18 protein-coding genes, 2 tRNA genes and 1 pseudogene are annotated in these 15,919 nt (G+C 37.2%); 12 read left to right on the top strand and 9 right to left on the bottom strand.

Translation table 11 applies throughout. The annotated features are described in order from the left end of the window. Positions 1-44: 44 nt before the first annotated feature. The 3 genes from N8O43_RS03175 to N8O43_RS03165 are packed head-to-tail and all read left to right on the top strand — an operon-like array spanning position 45 to position 3,123. On the top strand, positions 45-947 hold the full coding sequence (locus tag N8O43_RS03175) for a carbohydrate ABC transporter permease (RefSeq protein ID WP_000032532.1): 903 nt from the start codon (positions 45-47) through the stop codon (positions 945-947). Position 948: 1 nt separating this feature from the next. Next, on the top strand, positions 949-1,794 hold the full coding sequence (locus N8O43_RS03170) for a carbohydrate ABC transporter permease (protein ID WP_000819520.1): 846 nt from the start codon (positions 949-951) through the stop codon (positions 1,792-1,794). A gap of 9 nt (positions 1,795-1,803) precedes the next feature. Continuing rightward, entirely contained in the window at positions 1,804-3,123 is a 1,320-nt protein-coding gene (locus N8O43_RS03165; RefSeq protein ID WP_261089403.1) for a glycoside hydrolase family 32 protein, read from the top strand. 529 nt (positions 3,124-3,652) lie between these two features. Here N8O43_RS03165 and N8O43_RS03160 read toward each other — a convergent pair. Continuing rightward, entirely contained in the window at positions 3,653-4,798 is a 1,146-nt protein-coding gene (locus tag N8O43_RS03160) for a low temperature requirement protein A (RefSeq protein ID WP_261089402.1), read from the bottom strand. An 804-nt stretch (positions 4,799-5,602) separates the two neighbouring features. On the opposite strand from N8O43_RS03160, the gene N8O43_RS03155 reads away from it, so the two are divergent. Continuing rightward, positions 5,603-6,892: a membrane protein gene (locus N8O43_RS03155; protein WP_001062781.1), complete on the top strand. Its 1,290-nt coding sequence runs from the start codon at positions 5,603-5,605 to the stop codon at positions 6,890-6,892. Positions 6,893-6,901: 9 nt separating this feature from the next. Beyond that, positions 6,902-7,990 (top strand): AI-2E family transporter, encoded by a 1,089-nt coding sequence (locus N8O43_RS03150; protein ID WP_001055024.1) that lies wholly within the window; start codon positions 6,902-6,904, stop codon positions 7,988-7,990. Positions 7,991-8,130: 140 nt separating this feature from the next. On the opposite strand, the gene N8O43_RS03145 is transcribed toward N8O43_RS03150, so the two are convergent. From N8O43_RS03145 to N8O43_RS03130, 4 genes are all read right to left on the bottom strand, one after another. Next, a tRNA-Lys gene (locus N8O43_RS03145) sits at positions 8,131-8,203 on the bottom strand. Between the two features lie 62 nt (positions 8,204-8,265). After that, positions 8,266-8,781, bottom strand: coding sequence for a DUF308 domain-containing protein (locus tag N8O43_RS03140; RefSeq protein WP_000672744.1), 516 nt, complete (start codon positions 8,779-8,781; stop codon positions 8,266-8,268). A 354-nt stretch (positions 8,782-9,135) separates the two neighbouring features. Then, positions 9,136-9,208, bottom strand: a tRNA-Lys gene (locus N8O43_RS03135). 264 nt (positions 9,209-9,472) lie between these two features. Beyond that, complete coding sequence (locus N8O43_RS03130; protein WP_261089401.1) at positions 9,473-10,744, bottom strand: replication-associated recombination protein A; 1,272 nt, start codon at positions 10,742-10,744, stop codon at positions 9,473-9,475. 409 nt (positions 10,745-11,153) lie between these two features. Here N8O43_RS03130 and N8O43_RS03125 point away from each other — a divergent pair, with 409 nt between their 5' ends. Further along, a complete protein-coding gene (locus N8O43_RS03125; protein WP_138337029.1) occupies positions 11,154-11,351 on the top strand; it encodes a hypothetical protein in 198 nt (65 codons plus the stop codon). 2 nt (positions 11,352-11,353) lie between these two features. Then, on the top strand, positions 11,354-11,680 hold the full coding sequence (locus N8O43_RS03120) for a hypothetical protein (protein WP_261089399.1): 327 nt from the start codon (positions 11,354-11,356) through the stop codon (positions 11,678-11,680). Between the two features lie 37 nt (positions 11,681-11,717). Here the strand turns inward: N8O43_RS03120 and N8O43_RS03115 are convergent, their stop codons facing one another. The 4 genes and pseudogenes from N8O43_RS03115 to N8O43_RS03100 all read right to left on the bottom strand — a co-directional run bounded on the left by N8O43_RS03115 (position 11,718) and on the right by N8O43_RS03100 (position 12,564). Then, positions 11,718-11,915 carry a hypothetical protein gene (locus N8O43_RS03115; RefSeq protein WP_261089398.1) on the bottom strand — a complete coding sequence of 66 codons (198 nt, stop codon included), beginning with the start codon at positions 11,913-11,915 and terminating at the stop codon, positions 11,718-11,720. A gap of 13 nt (positions 11,916-11,928) precedes the next feature. Then, positions 11,929-12,156, bottom strand: coding sequence for a CPCC family cysteine-rich protein (locus tag N8O43_RS03110; protein WP_261089466.1), 228 nt, complete (start codon positions 12,154-12,156; stop codon positions 11,929-11,931). Further along, positions 12,142-12,333, bottom strand: a pseudogene (locus N8O43_RS03105) (CPCC family cysteine-rich protein); the annotation flags it as partial. The gene N8O43_RS03110 and the pseudogene N8O43_RS03105, both read right to left, overlap by 15 nt. Before the next feature lie 57 nt (positions 12,334-12,390). Further along, positions 12,391-12,564, bottom strand: coding sequence for a hypothetical protein (locus tag N8O43_RS03100; RefSeq protein WP_261089397.1), 174 nt, complete (start codon positions 12,562-12,564; stop codon positions 12,391-12,393). 397 nt (positions 12,565-12,961) lie between these two features. Between N8O43_RS03100 and N8O43_RS03095 the strand changes: the two genes are divergently transcribed. The 5 genes from N8O43_RS03095 to prmA all read left to right on the top strand — a co-directional run bounded on the left by N8O43_RS03095 (position 12,962) and on the right by prmA (position 15,919). Further along, on the top strand, positions 12,962-13,141 hold the full coding sequence (locus N8O43_RS03095; RefSeq protein WP_001132279.1) for a type II toxin-antitoxin system HicA family toxin: 180 nt from the start codon (positions 12,962-12,964) through the stop codon (positions 13,139-13,141). A 36-nt stretch (positions 13,142-13,177) separates the two neighbouring features. Next, a complete protein-coding gene (locus N8O43_RS03090) occupies positions 13,178-13,630 on the top strand; it encodes a type II toxin-antitoxin system HicB family antitoxin (protein WP_261089396.1) in 453 nt (150 codons plus the stop codon). Positions 13,631-13,922: 292 nt separating this feature from the next. Beyond that, on the top strand, positions 13,923-14,393 hold the full coding sequence (locus N8O43_RS03085; RefSeq protein WP_000257122.1) for a DUF3013 family protein: 471 nt from the start codon (positions 13,923-13,925) through the stop codon (positions 14,391-14,393). A 9-nt stretch (positions 14,394-14,402) separates the two neighbouring features. Next, positions 14,403-14,831: an NUDIX hydrolase gene (locus N8O43_RS03080; RefSeq protein ID WP_261089395.1), complete on the top strand. Its 429-nt coding sequence runs from the start codon at positions 14,403-14,405 to the stop codon at positions 14,829-14,831. A gap of 137 nt (positions 14,832-14,968) precedes the next feature. Beyond that, positions 14,969-15,919, top strand: a complete 951-nt coding sequence (gene prmA / locus N8O43_RS03075; RefSeq protein ID WP_049551725.1) for a 50S ribosomal protein L11 methyltransferase — start codon at positions 14,969-14,971, stop codon at positions 15,917-15,919.

The following is a 15,919-nucleotide window of genomic DNA, read 5'->3' as shown; positions in this document are numbered from 1 at the left end:
TTGTTAATAGCCTAGTTTGATATATATGATTAAAGGAGATGGATATGAGTAAAGAAACTGTTGTGGATACAAAAAGACGTGAAAAAATAAAGGATAACATACTAGGTTATAGTTTTTTAGCTCCAGCTTTAATTTTATTAGGTATCTTTTTAGTAATTCCAGTTGGAATGGTCATTTATTACGCTTTTACAGATTATTATTTGTTGACACCAGATGAAAGAAAATTTGTTGGACTTGAAAATTTTATTCGATTAACAAAAGATCCGATTTTCTTAAAGAGCTTCTTGAATACTTTGAAATTTGTTGTTTGGATTATTCCAGTTCAATTGGGAGCGGCCTTAGGAATGGCTTTGATTGTTAATAAAAAGCGCAAAGGGAATATGTTTTTTAAAGTGGCTTTTTTTGCTCCAGTTGTCATGTCCTTGGTAGTTATTTCTATTCTTTGGCTTTATCTTTTAAATCCAAATAGTGGCTTATTAAATGCTATTTTAAATAAGGTAGGTATTGCTTCTCAACCTTTCTTGACTAGTCCTAAACAAGCTATGTATGCAATTGTTTTTGTTTCTGCTTGGCAGGGTGCAGGTTATCAGATGCTTTTATTTTTAGGAGGAATGCAGAATATTCCACAAGATGTCTATGAAGCTGCTGAATTAGATGGATTCTCAAAATGGGCTCAGTTTCGTTATATCACGATGCCCCTACTAAAACCAACAGCCCTGTTTGTATTGTTAACAACTTTAATTTCTGCTTTTAAGCTAATTGTACAACCAATGGTTATGACGCAAGGTGGGCCATTAAACTCAACAATTACTATGGTGTACTATATTTATCAACAAGGTTTTACTGATCGTCTTGTAGGATATTCTAGCTCAATCGCTTTAGTATTTACAACGTTAATTGGTATGATTAGCTTAGTGCAACGTCGCGTTCTGAAGGAGGATGACTAAGATGAAACGATTTAAACCAACAACAATCTTAGAATATATTCTGTTAACCCTATTGGCAGGACTCTTCCTTTTTCCTATGGTTTGGATGGTAGTTTCAGCCATGAAGCCAGAAGCGGATGTTTATAAAAATTTAACTAGTTGGCAAGCCTTCTTACCAAGTTTAAATCCTGCTGATTGGTTTAAACCTTATCAGGAAGTATTTGAGCGATTTAGTATCTTTACCTATCTAGGGAACAGCATTTTTTATGCTGGAACGTTTGCTATTGGTTCTATTATTGTCAATGCACTGGCTGGTTTCGCTTTTGCAAAAGTCAATTTTTCAGGTAAGAAAATTTTATTTGGTTTCTTACTTGCTTTACTTATTATTCCGGTAGAAACTGTGTTAATTCCACAATTTACCATTATCAATTCCTTAGGTTTGGTCAATAATCGTCTTGCGGTTATTATTCCAGGATTGGCGAGTGTATTTAATATTTACTTATTTAGGAATTTCTTTATTGCAATTCCGGAAGAAATTCTTGAGTCTGCAAAGATGGATGGAGCAAGTATCGTTAGAATTTTCTTTAGAATTATGCTTCCAATGTCTAAACCTGCAGTTGCCACAGTTGGTGTTTTATCATTTATTTCAAGTTGGAATGATTATATTTGGCCATTGATGGTTTTGACAGATTCTTCTAAATTTTCAATGCAGGTTGCAATTACAACTATTAATACAACTCAACCAGTTTATATCAATCAGGTAATGGCTGTATTAACTATTTCAACGATTCCGTTGATTTTGGTCTATGTAGTCGCTCAGAAATATATTGTCCAAGGTCTGGGTGGTTCCGGAACTGGAATAAAATAGGATATACTTATGATAAATAAAACATTTACAGTAGAAAAAGCCAATCGTTTTATAGCTGAAAATAAACATCTCATTAATACTCAATATAAGCCAGAAGAACATTTTTCAGCTGAGATTGGTTGGATTAATGATCCAAATGGATTTGTCTATTTTCGTGGAGAATACCATCTCTTTTATCAATTCTATCCATATGATAGTGTTTGGGGACCTATGCACTGGGGACATGCTAAAAGTAAGGACTTGATATCTTGGGAGCACTTGCCGGTTGCACTTGCTCCAGATCAAGATTATGATCGAAATGGCTGCTTCTCAGGCTCTGCCATTGTTAAGGATGATCGTCTTTGGCTCATGTACACTGGACATATCGAAGAAGAAACAGGTATTCGACAAGTTCAAAATATAGCTTATTCGGATGATGGGATTCATTTCGAAAAGATTGAACAAAATCCAGTTGCTACAGGAGCAGACTTGCCAGACGAATTAATTGCCTCTGATTTCCGTGATCCAAAAATTTTTGAAAAGAATGGGCGCTATTATTCTGTAGTGGCTGCAAAGCACAAAGATAATATAGGCTGTATCGTTCTACTAGGGTCCGATAACCTAGTAGAATGGCAGTTTGAATCTATCTTTTTAAAAGGTGAGAAGCACCAAGGATTGATGTGGGAATGCCCAGACTATTTCGAGTTGGATGGAAAGGATTGCCTCATCATGTCGCCCATGCGTTATCAGCGTGAGGGAGACTCCTATCATAACATTAACTCATCAGTTCTGTTTACTGGTAAGGTAGATTGGGAAGAAAAACGGTTTGTTCCAGAATTAGTTCAAGAAATTGATCATGGTCAAGATTTCTATGCACCACAGACATTATTAGATGACCAAAATCGTCGTATCATGATTGCTTGGATGCAGATGTGGGGACGTACATTGCCTGCTCATGACCGAGATCACAAGTGGGCTGGTGTAATGACTATGCCTAGAATCCTTCGATTAGAAGATGGTAAACTAAGACAATTTCCAGTTCAAAAAGGCCAATATCAAATCCAAATAGATGAAGATTGTCATTACCACTTAGGAAATGACACAGATTATCTTGAATTTGGTTATGATAGTAAAGAGGAGCAAGTTTACATTGATCGTAGCCATCTTGCCCAAAAAATTCTTGGTGAAGAAGAGCAGGATACTAGTCGAAGATATGTAGATATTGAAGCTAAAGAATTGGAAGTTATTCTAGATAAAAATTCCATCGAGATTTTTGTCAATCAAGGTGAAGCAAGCTTGACTGCAACTTATTACTTAACAGTGCCAGCTGAGTTATCACGTTTAGATTAAAAATTAAGTTATTTCTCCTAAGGAAAAAGTTCTCTTTCTAAAACAGTGTAAAGAGGACTTTTTGTGTTTTGGGTATATAAGCTTAGTTTATTGTATTTGTAAAATTGGTGTTGGATTATGATTTTAGCTAGTTTTCTAAAGAATTTGAAAAAATTTTATTTAAACAAAAAGCCTTGAAACCAAGGCTTTTCCTGTTGTATTTAGATGCCCCCTACATGAATTTGTAAGAACTTTTCATATTGAAAATAAACAAAAATGTTGAAATATAGCTGATTTTAGGGAAATACTTTTAGGTATTTTCAATGTCAGGATTTAAAAATGGGGCAAAAGTGGGGCAAAAACAAATTAACGAAAAAAATATCGAGTTCGTGCATCAAGTAAATGATAAATTGCAAGAATAAGTGCAACATTTACTCGAACTCATCCTCTAGAGCTTCACTAGCAGTTCTGTAAGCTAAACATTTTCGTGGTCGGTGATTGATATCATATAAAGCCTTGGTTCCCAAAGCTTTTTTATGTTATAAACTCATTAAAAGAACCCCCAGTTAGATTTGGAATATTTTTTATTCTGTGTCACATAAAAATAAATAAAATGAATGGCTATAGCTAGAGCTAAAATGGTTGTTATACTCACTACTATTATAGGATTAGAAGCAAAGATTAAAGAGAGAATCAAGGCAGCCAGATAGAGTGTCGCTTGGACACAGTAGTAACTTTTCGAATAGCGAAGATAGTGTTTGTTATGGGGCCCATTTACTAGGACAGCAGCTTGAAAGAGGCCAAATCCGATATAAGAGAAGCTGGTTGCAAAGAGACGATTAGCTTCAGGATTCAGAAGAAAACTCATCGAAACGGTCATCATAAGAAGTCCAATGAAAATAGGATAGTGACTGTAAATTAGAAATAGTCCCTTTTGATTAGATTTTTCATCAATAGCATGGTCGAATTGACCAAAATAAAACAAGAACAGAGAAATCATAATAATGAAATAAAGAACCGAATAAATCGAGAAATTCTCGATTGTAAAGAAGTTAGCTAGCTCCGTAATCATCTCTCCAAACATAATAATGACAAGAAGGGAGATGCGCTCGATTAAATGGGGGAGATTTACCTGGTAATGCTTATCTTTATTAAGCAAGATACTTGGCATAATAAATGTTAGCAGAATACTAGCAAATAAGATATAGACTCTAAGGTAAATAGGAAGAAGAGCTGCTAGATAGAATCCTAAACTTCCTAGACCTGTTATCCATAGAAAACCTTTGATACTTTCCCGATTAGCATCATCGGTTGATTTTCTAAAAAATTCAACCAAATATTGAAAAAATAAGGTAAGGGTTAATGTACCAATAGCCCAACAGAGATAATGAAAATATTGTTGCCAATCAGGTCCAATCATATTGGCTATAAAGAGTAAAATTCCCATTTTGATAAACATGATTACTATGTTAAATAAAGAGTTCTTTCCATAGCGATTGGTATAATCGGTTTGAATCATCCAGGAATCGATGAGAAACAAAGTAGCAATGAGAAAATCAAGGAAAGAATTCCAAGTCAAAATACCGTTATGAAGATGGTCAATTAAAGTAGTTACTTTTGAAATTGCAAAAACAAAAACTAAGTCATAAAAAAGTTCTGAAAATTCTACACGTTTATGTTTAATAAGAGTTGTCATCTTAAGACCTTTCTATTTTAGAAGTACAATTTATTATAACAGAAAATGGTAATAAAAAAAAAGGAGATGCTTAAATAACTTCATGTGACGCGAATGAACTGCGCCACAAAAGTTAGGTTTTTTCTGTCTAACTTTTGGGGTGCAGTTCAGAAGGGGTGTTTTTTCTATCGTTTTTTAGTGCTAAGACTACACAAAAAAGCCTTGATTCCAAGGCTTTTTCCTGTTGTATTTAGATGCCCCCTACAGGGATTTGGAAAGGACTTTCATATTGAGAGCAATTAAAAATATTGAAATATAAGTGATTTTAGGTATTTTCAATGTCATGATTTAAAAATGGGACAAAAGTGGGGCAAAAACCATACAGATTCTAAACTGTATGGTTCTTTTTTTATCTAACCAAGAAAGGTTAAAACTTATTAAAACAAATGCAATCAACTGTTGAAAACTTTTTAGTCCGTGTAATATAAAAACAAGTAAAAAGTTGAACTATAGGGAATATTGTGTCATAATAGGTAATAGATGAATAATTAATAGATTGGAAATAATGCTTTCTTACCTTAACAAGTTGAATTGGTTATACATTTTTTCGTCGCAATTGTGTCTATCTCTCGAGTTTAGCTAGTTTTTATAAGCTCTGGCTTCTAATCAATATAACAAATTTTAGAAGTGCATAAGACAAGATGGTGACATTACTACAGTCATTTCTAGTCACCATATGTTGCTGGCACAGGCTGTTTGTAGTGTTGGCTATTTACTAGTCAGTTTAATCGGAGTGTTTAATTTTTATTGTTGAAAGGTTTTTATATGGCGAAAATTCTATCTTTAGGTCTGACAGGTAAGAAATTACTTGCTCAGGGGTTCTTGTTTGTTCTGCTAGGTCTCATCTTGATGGTCACGGGGACTTGGTTGCCAGTAAAGGTTATTCGACTGGTTCTGTTTTTAGCTTGGATAGCAACGGTCTTAGATTTAGTATTACGTATTTTCAAAAAAAGTCAGTCAACGGACACCTTGGGAGTTGCACTGGTTAAATTGTTAGTGCTGGGATATTTGCTTGGCTCCAATCTTGCGACGGATGTGCCGATTTATATTTTGGCTCTTGTGATTGGAGTTTATCAGATTTTTCATGCTAGTATTAACCTTGTCACCTATGTTCTCTACCGCAAAAACAAAATTCGACCTCGTTTTCGTCTCTTACTAGATGGACTCGTACTAGTTTTTCTTGGTGGGACTAGTCTTTTGTCCTCTACAGGAAATTCTGTCTTTCAACTCTTTGTATTAGGGGCTTATTTTTTCCTTTATGGTCTGTCCAATATCCGTGACGGTTTCTTATTTGAAGGGGAAATTGGGAAAAACCATCTCAAACGTCGTATTAGAATTAGCTTACCTATTGTCCTAGCCGCTCTCATCCCTGCAAGAACTTTAGCAAAAATCAACAAATTCATGCAGGAAAATGCTGATGAGAGAGAGGATATCCATCTTGGAATGGTGAAGTCTGGTAAGACAGCGGAGCTTGAAATTTTTGTTCATACAGCTGAGACCTCTCTGTTTTCGGCAATTGGTCATGTGGATATCTGCTATCAAGGCCGTGTTATTTCTTATGGCAACTATGATCCGTCTTCTGAGACCTTATTTGGCATGGTAGGAGATGGTGTCTTATATTTCTGTGATCGTGACAAGTACATTGACCTATGTAAACGTGAGAGTCAAAAAACGCTTTTTGGTTATGGGATAGATTTGACGCCTGAAATGGAAAAAGCAGTTCAGAAAAAGTTGGCTGAATTGAAACAACTGACGATTCCATGGGAGCCAAGTGCAGATAAAATCATGACAGGTGATGGTAAGGAAGACTACACCTACGCTTATAAAATCAGACATGAGACAGATGGGGAACTTTATAAATTTATCAAATCTAAGTTTAAATCCTACTTTGTCTTATCTACAAACTGTGTGCTCTTGGCTGATACCATAGTCGGTCAGGCTGGCACCGATATCCTCTCACCCAAAGGATTTATCGCACCAGGAACTTACCAAGCTTACCTTGACCGAGAGTTTGAAAAACCAAATAGTATAGTCGTATCTAAACATGTTTATTAAGGAGAATTTATGAATTTAGTAAAAAAATACACCCCATTAATACTTTTTATAGGGCTGGTTACTCTTGTAATTCTGAATGCATCAAGCTTTATATCAGGGGCAGTATCTCTCTTTGAAGTAACTTCTACCTTGATTTATGGTGCTGTCATTGCTTTTGTGCTCAATGTTCCCATGAAAAAAATTGAAGAATTCCTAGTTAAAATGAAGGTAAAGGCAGGGTTGCGCCGTCCGATTGCTATGGTGCTTGTTTTCCTATCTCTTATCTTAATCGTGATCTGTCTTTTGGTTTTGGTGCTTCCAACCCTTGCTCAGACTATTAGTCAGCTGGGAGCAGTCCTTTCAACAGTCCTGACTCAACTTGGGAAATTGCTAGACAGCTCGGAATTTGTAACCAAAGACATGCTGTCAACTATCGTATCAGGAATTCAGGGACAGTCTAGCTCTATTAGTCAAGCTTTGATAACCTTCTTATCCGGTCTGACTAGTAATATAGGAAATATTTTTTCAAGTATAATGAATGCCTTTCTGATTATAGTATTTACCTTTTTATTTTTATCCAGTAAGGAACATCTGGCAGCGATGACGAGTAGACTTCTAAAAGTTATATTTCCAGAGAAAGTGGTGACAAAGTTAACTTACATTGGACAAGTAGCACTAGAGACTTATGACCAATTTTTGATGAGTCAGCTGATTGAAGCAGTCATCATAGGAGTTATGATAGCGGTTGGCTACAGCCTGTTTGGACTACCTTATGGGGTAATGACAGGTATATTTGCAGGAGTGCTATCGTTCATTCCTTATGTAGGGCCTATGATTGCTTGTGTTGTGGGAGCGATTTTTATCTTCACAGTGAGTCCTACTCAAGCCTTACTTTCTCTTCTTCTATATCAAGTTATACAGCTGATTGAAGGAAACCTTATTTATCCTAGAGTTGTAGGTCAATCTATTGGTTTGCCAGCTATTTTCACGCTTGCGGCTGCTAGTATTGGAGGCAATCTCTTTGGCTTACTTGGGATGATATTCTTTACACCGATATTTGCTGTTATCTATCGATTGGTTAAGGAATTTGTCGTTGCAAAGGAAAATCAGCTAGATTAAGAAAAACTAAATTTAATAAGATATACTGAGAAGAGAGTGAGAGATTCTCTTCTCTTTTATTTTTAAATACTTTTCTACAAAAAGCTATTAGACGTTAAAAAAAGCCTTGGTTTCAAGGCTTATTTCTGTTGATTTAGATGTGCCCCCTGCAGGGCTCGAACCTGCGCCCCATAGCTTAAGAGTCTACTGCTCTACCAACTGAGCTAAGGAGGCAACAGAAAAAGCTGAGAATGTAACTTCCCAGCTATTTTAATATGCCCAAAATGGCAGCTAGATTATTTACGAAAGGCATCAAGGATATAGGTGAAACCAACAATTAAAAATGCAAAGGCAACGACATAAACGACAAAGACACTTGTAGCTACTGGATTGAACAAAATCACTAGACCTAGTAAAAATGCAAGCAACGCTATCCACATGATATGGTTGCCAATAATAGGGAAAATCAATCCCAGACGATTGCCTTTAAAGAAAACTATAATGGCTTCTACAATTAACCAAATTCCTAAAATAGTTGGAATGACAACTGGCAGCGTCACAAAGCCATAGGCAACGAGGTAAAGAGCTAAGAGAAGATTAACAATCCCTTGGAAAAGATGAGCTGGTGAGCGAAGCTCTTTTGGTACAGAGAAATAGCCTAAAATAGCTGCTATAGAAGAAACCAGTAAACCAAATGCAATCCACCAGCTGTAAGCAACAAGATTAGCTACTGGGTTTGTAAATAGGAAAAGTCCTAAAAGGACAAAAACAACTCCTGCAAGGAATAGCGATAAACGATTAGAAAATTTCATTTCAATACCCCCTATATAGTATAGTATAGTTTGATAATAAAAATATTATACACCTTTTTAGAGGAAATATCAATAAACAAAATGGAAAATTTGGAAGTTTCAGTCTGATTTATGAAAAGAAAATCAGTTTTTATTATTTTGAAAATAAAAAGAGAAGATAAAATTTGTCTTCTCTACATGAAAATATTGTATGGCATCAAAGCAAAAGTAACTGGCTTTACACTATTTGTAAAGATGTAATTTGATTCAAAAAGAAAAGATAGATTTAAAATGTGGGACAAATGATGGAGTAAATCAGTTATAGACAAGCAAAAAAAGCCTTGATTTACAAGGCTTTTTCCTGTTGTATTTAGATGCCCCCTACAGGGATCGAACCTGTGACCCACGGATTAAGAGTCCGCTGCTCTGCCAGCTGAGCTAAGGAGGCAAAGAAAAAAGCTGTATTGGTGCCGAAACTTCACGGTTTGTATTGAACCCGCGCAATTAAGCAGGTGGGCAACTCGCTCTAACTGAAGCTGTTTCCGTGTGAGACGGCCTACATGCTGTTAGAAGACTTTTGTTTCCCTAATAATACAAAAAATAGTCGGTCAACACTTAAGTGTGAAGTCGTACACCACAGCGTTTCTATGTTTATATGATACCACTTTTTCAAAAAAAATCAAGAGGAAAGTGCAATTTTTTGAAAAGGATTTCAGATTTTTCGCAAACGGTCGATAGCTTCCTTTCTTTGAGCCAAAGCCCGTTCATATTTACCAGTATCTTCTGCTTGGAAATAGTGATGATTGCGAATTTTTTCTGGTAGATAGTCTTGCTTGACCCAATTTCCAGGATAGTTGTGTGGATAGAGATAGTCTTGGGCATTCCCTAGTTCCTTGCTTCCACTGTAGTGACCATCACGCAGATGGCGCGGAATAGGCAAGTGACCTGATGTTTTGAGGTCGGCAAGTGCCTTATCCATAGCCACATAGGCCGAGTTGGATTTTGGAGAAAGGGCCAAATCAATTACAACATTAGCAATGAGAATGCGAGCTTCGGGAAAACCAATCTTCTGTGCAGCATCCAGAGCAGTCACGGTGTGAATCTGGGCTTCAGGATTGGCCAAACCAATATCTTCATAGGCAATAACGGTCAAGCGACGCGCGAGGCTAGGCAAATCACCAGCTTCAATCAAGCGGGCTGCGTAGTGGAGACTTGCATCCACATCCGAGCCACGGATGGACTTTTGCAGAGCTGAGAGCACATCATAGTGTCCATCTCCGTCTTTATCCATGGTAATGTAGCTCCGCTGCAGGCTATTTTCCATGATGTTCAGAGTGATGTGGCGGATGCCCTTGTCATTTTTGGGGGTAGAGAGAACAGCCAAATCCAGTGAGTTGAAGGCAGAACGCAGGTCTCCATTTGTAGAGGTCGCAATGAAATCCAGCGCATTCTCATCTAGTTCCACTGGAAAATCAAAACCACGCTCAGGATTACTTAGAGCTATCTGAAGGGCCACTTTGACGTCTTGATTGGACAAGGGTTCTAGTTCAAAAATCTGAACGCGACTGCGAATGGCAGGAGTGACAGAGAAGAAGGGATTTTCAGTCGTCGCCCCAATCATGATGACCAGTCCGCTTTCCAAGAGAGGCAAGAGGAAGTCTTGTTTAGTCTTGTCAAGACGGTGAATCTCGTCTAGTAGCAGTACAAGGCCACCTGAAAATTTAGCCTCTTCCGCAATTTCTTGCAATCGCTTTTTACTATCAACTGTCGCATTGAAAGTTCGAAAGGCATACTTGGTCGTCCCTGCGATGGCAGAGGCAATACTGGTCTTGCCGATTCCTGGAGGTCCGTAGAGAATCATGGAGGACAGGCGATTGGCTTCTACCATGCGGCGGATGATTTTTCCTTGTCCGACCAGATGTTCCTGACCGATGACCTGGTCGATGGTTTTAGGGCGCATGCGAAGCGCGAGATTGTCTGGCATAGCAGTCCTTTCTAACGTGGATTTTAGTTTCATATTTTTTGAGTAGAATAACTCATCTACTATATCTTACTATGACCATTCTAGCCTATTAGTTGTGATATTTCAATGGTTTTGTAATATTCAGGGAGTGAGATAGAGTATTTTTGACCATTTAATTTGATGTGGAAAGGTATCAGTATAACAGAATTGATTTTCCTTAAAACTCAAAATATGAAAGTTGAGTCCAAAGAAGTAGAATTGCTGACTTGTGAAATAATATTGCTAAATGTTATTGTATGAATTATAATGAAGGAGAGGTGGAATAGTAAAAGAAAGAATAAAACTACCAAGTCAGAAACTTTTCTTGATAAAGTACATAGGGGATAGAAATTTTAGATAATAATATTTGAAAAGGAGAAAATGGAACTAGATGACTACTTTAAATTCAAAATTACTTCAAAATCAGTTATTCATGGAACTTGATGGACTAGTTGGTTTACCAAAAGGAGTTAAGCCAGAACCGATGAAATATAATCTTGGAAAAATCAACAAGTATTTAAACGCAACAGGAAGAGAATTTAATGAATTGACTGATTTAGAATTAAAACAATTTGAGAGAGTTAAATAAAGATGGGACTAGATAAAAGATTTGTGGAGAAAGCCTTTGCCAGTGGCAAAGATAGAGTGAATAGAGCTATTTTTGTAAAACCTGAAGAACTTATTGAACTATCTGATGAAGACTTAAGTTATTTTGGGGAAGGTATTTTTTATTGCTTGCCTCGTAGCAAATTTGTAGAAAGTCATAAGGAGGAGATTCGAGAGAAATACAAACTTTCAAACGAAATGCCAAAGATAAACGGCATCTATTTGGGGACTTTTATAAAAATGAGGGCATGGGATAGAATTAGAAAAACCAAACCAAGCTTAAAAGAAATTATAAACATGGTTGAAAAGTGAAATAGTGGCTATCTATTAGAAGGAGTTTTTACTCCATTTAATCTTGATTGATCATTTTAACTGTTACAATTTCATTCTCGAATAGTTTAATCCATCTATTTCCTGTTTGGATAGATAAACCGTCGTATTCTTCATCATATACTTCTTTATCTTCAAACAGACAAATCCCTACAAATGTTTGATCGTCAATATCAGTAATTTTAACAAATTTATTATTGAAGTTTTCAAGTTTCATAAATTTTTCCTTTTTATATTATTGGAATACCTTTTGCGTAAGCTTCTTTGGCTTCAGCTAGAGTTATTTTATTTGGGCCGCCGTCAATATTTATAATACCTGTATTTTGCCAACGACAAACGTCACAGATATCATAGTCTATTACGTCATTCCCACAAACAGGACAATGTAGCCAGGTCTCCCCATTAATTACCCAAGTCTTTTGTGATTCATTTATGTCGTTTTTCCTTTTATAAGCCATTTTCGCTTCAGCAAGCGTCATTTTATTAGGACCGCCATCGATATTAAATGCTCCCGTATTTTGCCAATGACAAACATCGCAAATATCATAAGTTTCTACTAAAGTTCCACATACAGGGCAATGTACATGCTCCCAGCCATCAATGAAAATTAAATTCTCTTTTTTAGTTTTATTCATGATAAGCAACTCCTGTTATTTTGTCATACCGTCTTGAATTAACTTTATTGATATGATTTAAGATTCATGAAAACCAATATCTGGATATTTTTCTGTTCTTATTGTAATTTCATCATAGAGTTCATCTTCCGTATCAAGTTTCCCTGTAAAGCTATTACAATGACCCTCTAAAATTTGCCCGTCAACAAAAACAATCCTAATTTCTTTTCCTAAATATTGTTCTAAATTCATTACTGATTTCCTTTCTAATATTATACTTCAAATCAAGTGATATTACTAATGAATAAAGTATGGTAAATGCTAAAACAGTTTATTTGACAGTGCAAGTTTCCCGTCTGCCGAACGTATTGATTTAGTAGTTTTTGCTAGTCTTTTATAAAAATCGTAATATAATTTTGGGTGATAATCATTTTTTAATGAAGAGAGGAGAAGTAATGTTGAGATTGAATCGCGCCAGTTCTAGTGGGTCGAGAAAAGCAGGAACTCTGATAGTTTTGCCTATCCTTTTATATAAGGCTAATCTCATAGAACCACATCTAGGGTGGATGGTATAAGAGAATAATAAGTATCATCCTTTACAATACGTGTAGCACGTGTTATAATAGTGTTGTCAGGAGGTAAAAGCGCTATGCCTATGACACAAAAAGAGATGGTTAAACTCCTTACGGCTCATGGTTGGATAAAAACTAAAGGCGGTAAAGGCTCCCATATTAAAATGGAGAAGCAAGGGGAAAGACCTATCACAATCCCTCACGGTGAGCTGAATAAGTACACTGAAAGAGGGATAAGAAAGCAAGCTGGGTTGTAAAATTCAACCCCTGCTTTTTGATATGGAGGTAGTGAAATGTTAGTGACATATCCAGCTTTATTCTATTACGATGATACAGATGGAGCAGAGGCGACTTATTTTGTCCATTTCCCGGATTTTGAATACTCAGCAACACAAGGCGAGGGAATTTCTGAGGCTTTGGCTATGGGTTCGGAGTGGTTAGGGATAACTGTCGCAGATTTGATAGAGAGTGATGGAGAGTTACCTCGACCATCAGATATCAATAGCTTGTCTTTGATTGAAAATGATCCTTTTAAAGATGATGACGATTTTGAGTCAACCTATGATCTTGATAAATCTTTTATTTCTATGGTATCTGTTGATGTATCAGAATACCTAGGAAGTCAGGAACCAATTAAAAAGACCTTGACCATACCAAGGTGGGCAGATAAGTTGGGACGAGAAATGGGACTTAACTTTTCTCAGACTTTGACAGAAGCTATTGCAGATAAGAAAATTCAAGCATAAGATTAAGTATGACATCGTGGGAATAGTCAATAAAAAAAGCACGTCTAATTGTGCTAGTTACTTGTCTATTGATCCTATAGATTTGCTAGCCCTTTCGAGGGCTTTTTATGTTGACTTTTTGGAAAAAATAAGGAAATCAACCGTTTAAGAAAATCACTAATACCAAGGGTTTAAATGAGGTAATATGGTATAATTAGGACATAAAATAATTTTGTGGTAAGATGGTAGTATCTATTTTAGCATATTTCCGAGCAATCGGGGCGATTTAAGAGTCGCATAGAAAGAGGACAAAATGGCAACATATGGATTTTTAGATGTTTTAGAGGAAGAGTTGGAGAAGAACTTTCCCTTTGACTTTGAGATTAGTTGGGACAAGCGCAACCACGCGGTTGAAGTGAGTTTTCTATTGGAAGCGCAAAATGCTGCAGGTGTGGAGATGGTGGATGAAGATGGAGAGGTTTCATCAGATGACATTCTCTTTGAAGAAGCAGTGCTTTTTTACAATCCTGCCAAATCAACAGTCAATGAGGAAGACTATTTGACTGTCATACCTTATCTTCCAAAAAAAGGATTTTCTCGTGAATTTTTAGCATATTTTGCTCTTTTCCTTAAAGATACTGCTGAGGTTGGGCTAGATGCCCTTATGGACTTTTTGGAAGACCCAGAAGCAGAAGAATTTGTCATGGAATGGAACCAAGAAGTCTTTGAAGAAGGAAAAGTCGGCTTGGAAGAGGGAGAATTTTACCCTTATCCGAGATACTAGGAGTTTGATATGGACATAGAGATTTCTGATTTCACAGGCTGTAAGATTGCTTTGTTTTGTGGGGATAGTCTCTTGACTATCTTACGCGATGATAAGGCAAGCATTCCCTGGCCCAATATGTGGGAACTGCCCGGTGGGGGACGCGAGGAGGATGAAAGTCCTTTTGAGTGCGTGGCGCGTGAAGTTTATGAAGAACTGGGAATTCATTTGACTGAGGATTGTCTGCTTTGGAGTAAGGTTTATCCAAGTATGCTTTTTGCGGATAAACAATCTGTATTTCTAGTCGGTCAGTTAACACAGAACCAGTTTGACAATATCACCTTTGGTGATGAAGGGCAGGGCTATCAGCTCATGAATGTCAAGGAATTTCTTAGCTCCAGTCAAGTTGTACCTCATTTGCAAGAGAGATTAAAAGATTATTTAAAAGTAAGTGATTAGAAAGGATGGTTCGGTTAAATTTCTAAACTGAACCCGCCCTAAACACTGTGCCAAAAAGATAAACTTCTCATAGACACAAGCGTCTTCAGAGAAGTTTCTATTTTGGCTTTGTGTTTTACGGGCTTGGTATCTTAAATATGGAAACATGGCAAGAGTTAAAAGTAACGGTTAAGCGTGAGGGAGAGGAGTTGGTTTCCAATCTCTTGATTGAGCTGGGAGCGCAAGGTGTTGCGATCGAAGATAGTATGGACTATGTGGGAAATGTTGACCGCTTCGGCGAGATTTTCCCAGAGGTTGAGCAGCAAGAAGAAATCATAGTGACAGCCTACTATCCTGAAACAGTTGATGTAGCAGTGGTTGAAGCAGACTTGCAGGCTCGCCTAGCAGAATTGACAGATTTTATGGATTTGGGAGAGGTCAAAATGGGGACGACTGCCTTGGCTGAGGAAGATTGGGCAGACAACTGGAAGAAATACTATGAGCCAGCTCGTATCACTCATGATTTGACTATCGTGCCGTCGTGGACAGACTATGAGGCGACTGCGGGAGAAAAGATTATCAAGCTAGATCCTGGTATGGCTTTCGGGACAGGAACCCACCCAACTACCAAGATGAGCCTCTTTGCTTTGGAGCAGGTTCTTCGTGGTGGCGAAACTGTGCTAGATGTGGGGACTGGTTCAGGGGTTCTCTCTATTGCCAGCTCGCTACTTGGTGCCAAGGAAATCTTTGCCTACGACCTGGATGATGTAGCAGTTCGAGTTGCTCAGGAAAATATTGAGCTAAACCCTGGTATGGAAAACATCCATGTAGCAGCAGGAGACTTGCTTAAGGGAGTTGAGATTGAGGCAGATGTGATTGTAGCTAATATCTTGGCGGATATCCTCGTTCATCTGACGGATGATGCTTATCGCTTGGTCAAGGATGAAGGCTACCTCATCATGAGTGGAATTATCAAGGACAAGTGGGACATGGTGCGCGAGTCGGCTGAGTCAGCTGGATTTTTCCTCGAAACTCACATGGTTCAAGGGGAATGGAATGCCTGTGTCTTTAAGAAAACCAAGGATATTTCCGGTGTGATTGGAGGCTAG

Source organism: Streptococcus mitis, from assembly GCF_946190335.1.
Classification (GTDB): Bacteria; Bacillota; Bacilli; order Lactobacillales; family Streptococcaceae; genus Streptococcus; species Streptococcus mitis_CH.
This window is presented reverse-complemented; position numbering and strand designations above follow the sequence as displayed.

Coding starts and splice junctions, on each gene's coding strand:
- prmA (WP_049551725.1), top strand. CDS start 14,969: ATGGAAACATGGCAAGAGTTAAAAGTAACGGTTAAGCGTGAGGGAGAG.
- N8O43_RS03170 (WP_000819520.1), top strand. CDS start 949: ATGAAACGATTTAAACCAACAACAATCTTAGAATATATTCTGTTAACC.
- N8O43_RS03100 (WP_261089397.1), bottom strand. CDS start 12,564: ATGAATTTAGAACAATATTTAGGAAAAGAAATTAGGATTGTTTTTGTT.
- N8O43_RS03090 (WP_261089396.1), top strand. CDS start 13,178: ATGTTAGTGACATATCCAGCTTTATTCTATTACGATGATACAGATGGA.
- N8O43_RS03125 (WP_138337029.1), top strand. CDS start 11,154: ATGACTACTTTAAATTCAAAATTACTTCAAAATCAGTTATTCATGGAA.
- N8O43_RS03120 (WP_261089399.1), top strand. CDS start 11,354: ATGGGACTAGATAAAAGATTTGTGGAGAAAGCCTTTGCCAGTGGCAAA.
- N8O43_RS03130 (WP_261089401.1), bottom strand. CDS start 10,744: ATGCCAGACAATCTCGCGCTTCGCATGCGCCCTAAAACCATCGACCAG.
- N8O43_RS03155 (WP_001062781.1), top strand. CDS start 5,603: ATGGCGAAAATTCTATCTTTAGGTCTGACAGGTAAGAAATTACTTGCT.
- N8O43_RS03085 (WP_000257122.1), top strand. CDS start 13,923: ATGGCAACATATGGATTTTTAGATGTTTTAGAGGAAGAGTTGGAGAAG.
- N8O43_RS03140 (WP_000672744.1), bottom strand. CDS start 8,781: ATGAAATTTTCTAATCGTTTATCGCTATTCCTTGCAGGAGTTGTTTTT.
- N8O43_RS03150 (WP_001055024.1), top strand. CDS start 6,902: ATGAATTTAGTAAAAAAATACACCCCATTAATACTTTTTATAGGGCTG.
- N8O43_RS03165 (WP_261089403.1), top strand. CDS start 1,804: ATGATAAATAAAACATTTACAGTAGAAAAAGCCAATCGTTTTATAGCT.
- N8O43_RS03115 (WP_261089398.1), bottom strand. CDS start 11,915: ATGAAACTTGAAAACTTCAATAATAAATTTGTTAAAATTACTGATATT.
- N8O43_RS03110 (WP_261089466.1), bottom strand. CDS start 12,156: ATGGCTTATAAAAGGAAAAACGACATAAATGAATCACAAAAGACTTGG.
- N8O43_RS03080 (WP_261089395.1), top strand. CDS start 14,403: ATGGACATAGAGATTTCTGATTTCACAGGCTGTAAGATTGCTTTGTTT.
- N8O43_RS03175 (WP_000032532.1), top strand. CDS start 45: ATGAGTAAAGAAACTGTTGTGGATACAAAAAGACGTGAAAAAATAAAG.
- N8O43_RS03095 (WP_001132279.1), top strand. CDS start 12,962: ATGCCTATGACACAAAAAGAGATGGTTAAACTCCTTACGGCTCATGGT.
- N8O43_RS03160 (WP_261089402.1), bottom strand. CDS start 4,798: ATGACAACTCTTATTAAACATAAACGTGTAGAATTTTCAGAACTTTTT.